Consider the following 7,053-nt stretch of genomic DNA (forward strand, 5'->3'; position numbering starts at 1 on the left):
TACGACACCTACGAGACGGCGGACGGCCGCTACGTGTCGGTGGGCTCGATCGAGCCCCAGTTCTACGCCGAGCTGCTGCGGATCACCGGCCTCGACAAGGAGGACCTCCCCGGCCAGCTGGACCGGGGGCAGTGGCCGGCCCTCAAGGCCCGGCTGGCCGAGGTGTTCCGGACCCGCACCCGGGACGAGTGGTGCGAGGCGATGGAGGGGACCGACGTGTGCTTCGCCCCCGTGCTGTCGATGTCGGAGGCGCCGGACCACCCCCACAACCGCCACCGGGAGACCTTCGTGGAGGTGGCCGGGGTGGTCCAACCGGCCCCCGCCCCCCGGTTCAGCCGCACCCCGGGCGGCGTGTCGCGGCCCCCGGTGCACGCCGGCCAGGACTCCGAGGCGGTCCTGGCCGACCTGGGCTTCTCCGCCGCCGAGGTGGCCGAGCTGAAGGGCTCGGGGGCGGTCCGGTAGGGCGCCGGCAGGTGCCGGTGCGCCGCCCGGCGGGTATGACGTTAAAATTGACGGAAGCGTCAGTGACCCCCGTCACAGCGCGCCAGCTCACCAGTCCAGAAGGGGGCTTCGGATGAAGCGGATGCTTTCGGTCGACGACCTGGCCCGGGATGACCGGTTCACCCGGACCCGTATCGAGGACACCATCTTCGACCCGCGCAACGCCGTCGCGCTCGACAACCGGGACAACCCGTTCAAGCCGACCGACCCCGACGCCCCCGACTCGGCCCGCCAGCTGATGCACGGGATCTTCATGGGTGAGATCCAGGCCCTCGAGGGCGCCGGGCGCACCTGCTACGACTTCGAGGTGGGCGCCGGGTCCGAGGAGGTCCCGTACGCGCTCAAGCTCGACATGGCCCGCCAGTGCTGGGACGAGGCGCGCCACACCGAGATCTCGGTGAAGCTGGTCGAGCACATGGGCTCGTCGGTGGGCGAGTTCGCCGAGCAGACCTTCCTGTTCGAGGCGTCGTGCAACGCCGATCCCGTGCTCCGGCTGACCGGGGTCAACCGGGCCCTCGAGGGCCTGGCCATCGACGTGTTCAACACCATGCGCGAGTTCGGCAACGCCATGTCCGACCCGGTGCTGTTCTTCTGCGAGGACTGGATGCTGGCCGACGAGGTGACCCACGTGAAGATGGGCTCGGACTGGTTGCGCCGCATCACCGAGAACGACAAGGAGCGCCAGAAGCGCGCGCTCGAGTTCCAGCGCACCGTCGACAAGCTGTTCAGCCTGGGTGGCTTCCGCGGTGAGGGGGACGAGAATCCCATCCACCTCGCCCGCAAGTTCCGCGACATGGCGGGGTTCAGCGAGGCGGAGATCCGGGAGCTGGTCGACGTGGCCGCCGAGGCGCAGGCCGAGGTGATGGCCATGGCTGCCGCCGCCCAGCAGGCTCAGGCCGCGCCCACCGCCGCCGCCGACTAAGCGGTCAGAGGTTCACCACCGGGCAGGTGAGGGTGCGGGTGATCCCGTTGACCATCTGCACCTTGCTCACCACCATCCGGCCCAGCTCGTCCACCGAGTCGGCCTCGGCGCGCACGATCACGTCGTAGGGGCCGGTCACGTCCTCGGCCGAGACGACGCCGGGGATCCCGGCGACCTCGGAGGAGACCTGGGCCGCCTTGCCGACCTCGGTCTGGATGAGCACGTAGGCGAAAACGGCCAAGTCGGGACCTCCTAGGTCGCGCCCGGGGCCCCCCGAGCGGACCGGAGACTAACCGTCCAGGCGCTTGGCGAGGGCGTCCAGCTCGTCGCGGAGCGCCGGCGGGACGCGGTCCCCGAAGCGGTCGTAGTGCTCGGAGATGAGCGGTAGCTCCCGCCGCCATTCCTCGGCGTCGACGCTCAGCAGCTCGGTCATGTCCGTGTCGGACACCTTGAGCCCGGTGGTGTCGAGGGCCCCCGGAGCGGGCACCCGGCCGATCGGGGTGTCGACGGCGTCACCGCCACCCGCCACCCGCTCGAAGATCCACTCCAGCACCCGGCTGTTCTCCCCGTATCCGGGCCACAGCCAGCGCCCGTCGGCGCCCTTGCGGAACCAGTTGACGTAGAAGATCCGCGGCAGCTTGCCGGCGTCGGGCGCGCTGCCCCCGAGCCGCAGCCAGTGGGCGAAGTAGTCGGCCATGTTGTACCCGCAGAACGGGAGCATGGCGAAGGGATCCCGCCGGAGGTTGCCCACCGCTCCCGCCGCGGCGGCGGTGGTCTCCGACGCCATGATCGAGCCGAGGAACACGCCGTGCTGCCAGTCGAAGGCCTCGAAGACGAGGGGGACCACCGAGGCCCGCCGCCCGCCGAACAGGATGGCCGAGATCGGGACTCCCTCCGGGCTCTCCCATTCCGGGGCGATGGCGGGATCCTGGCTGGCGGGGGCGGTGAAACGGGAGTTGGGATGGGCGGCAGGCGTGCCGCTGGCCGGCGTCCAGTCGTTGCCCCGCCAGTCGGTCAGGTGCTCGGGGGGCTGCTCGGTGAGCCCCTCCCACCAGACGTCACCGTCGTCGGTGAGGGCGGTGTTGGTGAAGATGCAGTTCCCGTCGAGGGTCAGCAGGGCGTTGGGATTGGTCTTCTCCGACGTCCCGGGCGCCACGCCGAAGAACCCGGCCTCGGGGTTGATGGCGTACAGGCGGCCGTCGGGACCGAACTTCATCCAGCAGATGTCGTCCCCGACGGTCTCCACCTTCCAGCCCGGGAGGGTCGGCACCAGCATCGCCAGGTTGGTCTTCCCGCACGCCGATGGGAAGGCGCCGGTGATGTAGCGGGTCTTCCCGGCCGGAGACGTGAGCTTGACGATCAGCATGTGCTCGGCCAGCCACCCGTCGTCCCGGGCCATCACGCTGGCGATCCGCAGGGCAAAGCACTTCTTCCCCAACAAGGCGTTGCCGCCGTAGCCCGATCCGTACGACCAGATCTCCCTGGTCTCGGGGAAATGGACGATGTACTTGTGCTCGTTGTTGCACGGCCACGCCACGTCGGCCTGGCCCGGACCGAGGGGTGCTCCCACCGAGTGCATGCACGGCACGAACTCCCCGTCGTCCCCCAGCACCTCGAGGGCGCCCTTGCCCATGCGGGTCATGATCCGCAGGCTCACCGCCACGTACGGCGAGTCGGTGATCTCGACGCCGATGTGGGCGATCGGAGAGCCCAGTGGACCCATCGAGAACGGGACCACGTACATGGTCCGGCCCTTCATCGACCCGCGGAACAGATCGTGCAGGGTGGCGCGCATCTCGCCCGGGTCCCGCCAGTTGTTGGTCGGGCCGGCGTCGTCGGGTCGGGACGAGCAGATGAACGTGCGGTCCTCCACCCGCGCCACGTCGGCGGGGTCGGAGCGGGCCCAGTAGCTGTTGGGCCGCTTGGCCTCGGACAGGCGGGTGAACGTCCCCGAGTCGACCAGCAACTGCGTCAGGCGGTCGTACTCCTCGGCCGAGCCGTCACACCACTCCACCCGGTCGGGGGTGGTGAGCTCGGCCATCTCCTCCACCCACCGGAGGAGGCCGGCGTGCCTCGTTGGGGCCTGCGTGCTGGACAACTCAACACCTCGTGTCTCGTCCCGCGCTCCGTTGCGGGGGCTGATCCGTTGCACAGATCGTACGGCCGCTGCCTCATCGGGCCCCAATCGGCGTCCGGATCGAGGACCTACGCTGGCCGGGGTGAGCCCGGTGCGGGGTGAGCTGGAGATGGTGACCCTCCTGGCGGCCCGCCTCCCTCCGCCGCCGGCGGGAGAGGTCTGGATAGGTGACGACGCCGCCGTGTTTTCGGCACCCGACGGCTCAATCCTCCTGACGATCGACACCGTCGTGGACGGGGTCCATTTCCGCCAGGACCTGGTCGGCCTGGACGACGCCGGCTGGAAGGCCCTGACCACCAGCGTCAGCGACGTGGCGGCCATGGGCGGGCGGCCCCTGCGGGCGGTGGTGGCCGCCACCGTCCCCGACGCCTCCGTGCTCGAGCCCGTCTACGCGGGTCTCCTGGCCGCCGCCGAGGAGTGCGGGTGCCCGGTCGTCGGAGGGGACCTCACCGCCGGGCCCGTCCTGGTCCTCACCGTTGCCGTGACCGGTCACGTCCCGGCCGGGGAGCCCCCGGCGGTCCTCCGCTCCGGGGCCCGGGCCGGGCACCTGATCTGGGTGACCGGGCCCCTGGGTTCCTCCGCCGCAGGCCTGGAGGCGCTGCAGGTGGGGGAGCGGGAGGGGGGCCAAGCGGCCGCCCTGGTCGCCGCCCACCTCCGCCCCCGGGCCCGGCTGGCCGAGGGCCGGGTGGCCCGGCTGGCGGGCGCCTCGTCCATGATCGACGTGTCCGACGGGCTGGGCCTCGACCTGGCCCGGCTCGGCCGGGCGTCAGGGGTGGCCGCCCGGCTGGACGAGGCCCCGGTGGCCCCGGGCGCGACGCTCGAGCAGGCCCTGGGCGGGGGGGAGGACTACGAGCTGGTGTTCACCGCCGCGCCCGGCGTCGACATGGCGTCGGCGTTCGAGGGTGCGGGTCTGGGCGCGCCCCTCCCGATCGGACGGTGCGAAGCAGGAGAGGCGGGAGCGGTGTTCCTGGCCGGCCGGCGGCTCGAGGCCACCGGCTACCAGCACTGGGAGAGCTAGGAGGCGGTGGCGGCCGGGCCCCGCGGGGCCTTCTGCACCTTGCCCGCCCGCAGGCAGGACGTGCAGACGGTCAGCCGCTTGGGGCTGCCGTTGACCAGGGCCCGCACGCGCTGGATGTTGGGGTTCCACCGGCGCTTGGTCCGGCGGTGCGAGTGGCTGATCGACATGCCGAAGGAGGGGTGCTTTCCACACACCTCACAGACCGCTGCCATGACGCGCACCCTCCACTCGGGACCTCGGGGGACAGCCGGGAAGAGTAGCACCCACCACTAGGCTGCCCGGTCGTGCAGACGCTCGAGCGGCTGGCCGCGCCCGACCTCGTGGCCACCGTGACGAGCTATCGCGACGCTCTCCGGGCCAACCAGGACGCCATCAACCGCCTCAACGTGTACCCCGTCCCCGACGGGGATACCGGGACCAACATGGCCCTCACCCTCGAGTCGGTGGTGGCGGAGATCGACGGGCTCAACGGCTCGGCCGGATCGTCCGGCGCCGACATGAAGGCGGTGTGCAAGGCGATCAGTCACGGCTCGCTCATGGGGGCGCGCGGCAACTCGGGGGTCATCCTGTCCCAGGTGCTGCGGGGCCTCGCCGATGGGTTCTCCCCGGTCGACGCCGTGGGTCCCGCCGAGGTGGCGGCGGCTCTGGGAGCGGCGAGCGACGCCGCCTACAAGGCGGTGATGCGCCCGGTGGAAGGGACCATCCTGACCGTCGTGCGGGAGGCGGCCGAGGGGGCGCGGGATGCGTCCGAGCGAGGTGGGGGCCTGGTCGAGATCCTCGACGCCGCCCGCCAGAGGGGCGGCGAGGCCCTCGACCGGACGCCCGAGCTCCTGCCGGTGCTGAAGCAGGCCGGGGTGGTGGACGCCGGCGGGGCGGGCCTGCTCCTGCTGTTCGACGCCTTCCTGGCCGTGACCGCGGGCCGTCCCCTCGAGACCCGCTTCGCCGGACCGGCGGCGGGGACGGAGGGGGCCAGGCCGGCGGCCGACTCCGGCGCCGGCGGCCACCGGGACGGGGACGGCGACGTCTCCGGCCTCCGGTACGAGGTGATGTACCTCCTGGAGGCGGCCGACGACGCCGTCCCGGGCTTCCGGGACGTGTGGGCCGGCATAGGTGACTCGATCGTCGTGGTCGGGGGGGACGGGCTGTGGAACTGCCACATCCACACCGACGACATCGGCGCCGCCGTCGAGGCGGCGCTCGATGCCGGCCGGCCGCGCAACATCCGGGTCACCGACCTTCTCGAGCAGGTGGAGGAGGAGCGGTGGGTGCGCGAGGCCGAGGGCCAGGACAGCGACGAGTGGGTGGGTGACCCGCCCACCACCGCCGTCGTGGCGGTGGCCACTGGGGGCGGGGTGCGCCGGATCTTCCGGTCGCTCGGAGTGCACCAGGTCGTGGCGGGGGGCCAGTCGATGAACCCGTCGACGGCGCAGATCCTCGAGGCGGTGGAGGCGGCCCCGAGCGACGAGGTCGTCGTGCTGCCCAACAACAAGAACATCATCCCGGTGGCCGAGCAGGTGCGCGAGCTGACCACGAAGGAGGTGCGGGTCGTCCCGACGACCGGCATCCCCGAGGGGTTTGCCGCCCTACTGGCCTACGACCCCGAGGCCGAGGGGGCCCAGAACGAGGAGGCCATGCGGGAGGCGGCGGGGCGGGTGGTCTCCGGGGAGGTGACCCGGGCCGTCCGCGCTTCGGACAGCTCCGCCGGGCCCATCTCGGACGGGGACTGGATCGGATTGTCGCGACAGGGCATCGAGGTGGTTGCTCCCGACCTGGCGGACGCGGCCCGTCAGCTGCTCGACAAGCTGGTGTCGGACGACCACGAGATCGTCTGCATCATCGAGGGGGAGGGCTCGGCGCCGGCGCAGACCCGCCAGCTCACCGAATGGCTGGCCCAGCACCATCCCGGCGTGGGCCACGAGGTGCACCACGGGGGCCAGCCGCTGTACCCGTACCTGTTCAGCATCGAATAGTGGCTCGGACCCTGCCCGAGCTGGCCGAGATGCCGGTTACCCGGATCAACGGGATCGGGCCCAAGAACGCCGAGGCTCTGGCCGAGATGGGGATCACCTCGATCCTCGACCTGATCACCCACTACCCGCGTCGCTGGCACGACCGCACCCGCCAGTCGGCGATCAGCGAGCTCCGGGTGGGGGAGGAGGTGGCCGTGGTGGCCACCGTCCGCACGGCGTCGTCGCGGCGCACCCGGCAGGGCCGGTTCATCGCCGAGCTCAACCTGTTCGACGGCACCAGCTATCTCAAGTGCACGTTCTTCAACCAGGGATGGCGGGTGCGCCAGCTCCCTGTCGGCACCGAGGCCATCTTCTTCGGCAAGGTCGACATGTACAAGGGCCGCCGGCAGATGACCAATCCGCTGGTCGACCTGGTGGGAGACCGGACGGGACGGATAATCCCGATCTACCCGCAGTCCGAGAAGGCCGACGTCCACACCCGCGATCTGGCGCCGTGGATAGCCGA

Annotated in this window: 8 protein-coding genes; 5 read left to right on the top strand and 3 right to left on the bottom strand. The window is 71.6% G+C overall.

The genetic code is table 11. From position 1 onward, the window contains the following. Both VFW24_18065 and VFW24_18070 read left to right on the top strand, forming a co-directional pair. The coding region (locus tag VFW24_18065) for a CoA transferase (protein ID HEX5268676.1) at nucleotides 1-462 on the top strand (462 nt) is incomplete at its 5' end. A gap of 112 nt (nucleotides 463-574) precedes the next feature. Beyond that, a complete protein-coding gene (locus VFW24_18070) occupies nucleotides 575-1,423 on the top strand; it encodes a DUF455 family protein (protein ID HEX5268677.1) in 849 nt (282 codons plus the stop codon). A gap of 4 nt (nucleotides 1,424-1,427) precedes the next feature. On the opposite strand, the gene VFW24_18075 is transcribed toward VFW24_18070, so the two are convergent. Continuing rightward, the gene (locus tag VFW24_18075) at nucleotides 1,428-1,664 is read right to left on the bottom strand and encodes an Lrp/AsnC ligand binding domain-containing protein (protein HEX5268678.1); all 237 of its coding nucleotides are present in this window, start codon (nucleotides 1,662-1,664) and stop codon (nucleotides 1,428-1,430) included. Nucleotides 1,665-1,712: 48 nt separating this feature from the next. Beyond that, complete coding sequence (locus tag VFW24_18080; GenBank protein ID HEX5268679.1) at nucleotides 1,713-3,575, bottom strand: phosphoenolpyruvate carboxykinase (GTP); 1,863 nt, start codon at nucleotides 3,573-3,575, stop codon at nucleotides 1,713-1,715. A 67-nt stretch (nucleotides 3,576-3,642) separates the two neighbouring features. On the opposite strand from VFW24_18080, the gene thiL reads away from it, so the two are divergent. Continuing rightward, the gene (gene thiL / locus VFW24_18085; GenBank protein HEX5268680.1) at nucleotides 3,643-4,578 is read left to right on the top strand and encodes a thiamine-phosphate kinase; all 936 of its coding nucleotides are present in this window, start codon (nucleotides 3,643-3,645) and stop codon (nucleotides 4,576-4,578) included. Here thiL and rpmB read toward each other — a convergent pair. Further along, nucleotides 4,575-4,790 (bottom strand): 50S ribosomal protein L28, encoded by a 216-nt coding sequence (gene rpmB, locus VFW24_18090; GenBank protein ID HEX5268681.1) that lies wholly within the window; start codon nucleotides 4,788-4,790, stop codon nucleotides 4,575-4,577. The genes thiL and rpmB overlap by 4 nt on opposite strands. A gap of 72 nt (nucleotides 4,791-4,862) precedes the next feature. Here rpmB and VFW24_18095 point away from each other — a divergent pair, with 72 nt between their 5' ends. Beyond that, nucleotides 4,863-6,548: a DAK2 domain-containing protein gene (locus VFW24_18095; protein HEX5268682.1), complete on the top strand. Its 1,686-nt coding sequence runs from the start codon at nucleotides 4,863-4,865 to the stop codon at nucleotides 6,546-6,548. After that, on the top strand, nucleotides 6,548-7,053 hold a 506-nt coding region (locus VFW24_18100; GenBank protein HEX5268683.1), incomplete at its 3' end, for a DNA helicase RecG. The genes VFW24_18095 and VFW24_18100, both read left to right, overlap by 1 nt.

The sequence above is a fragment of the Acidimicrobiales bacterium genome, assembly GCA_036273495.1.
In the GTDB taxonomy this organism is placed as follows: domain Bacteria; phylum Actinomycetota; class Acidimicrobiia; order Acidimicrobiales; family JAJPHE01; genus DASSEU01.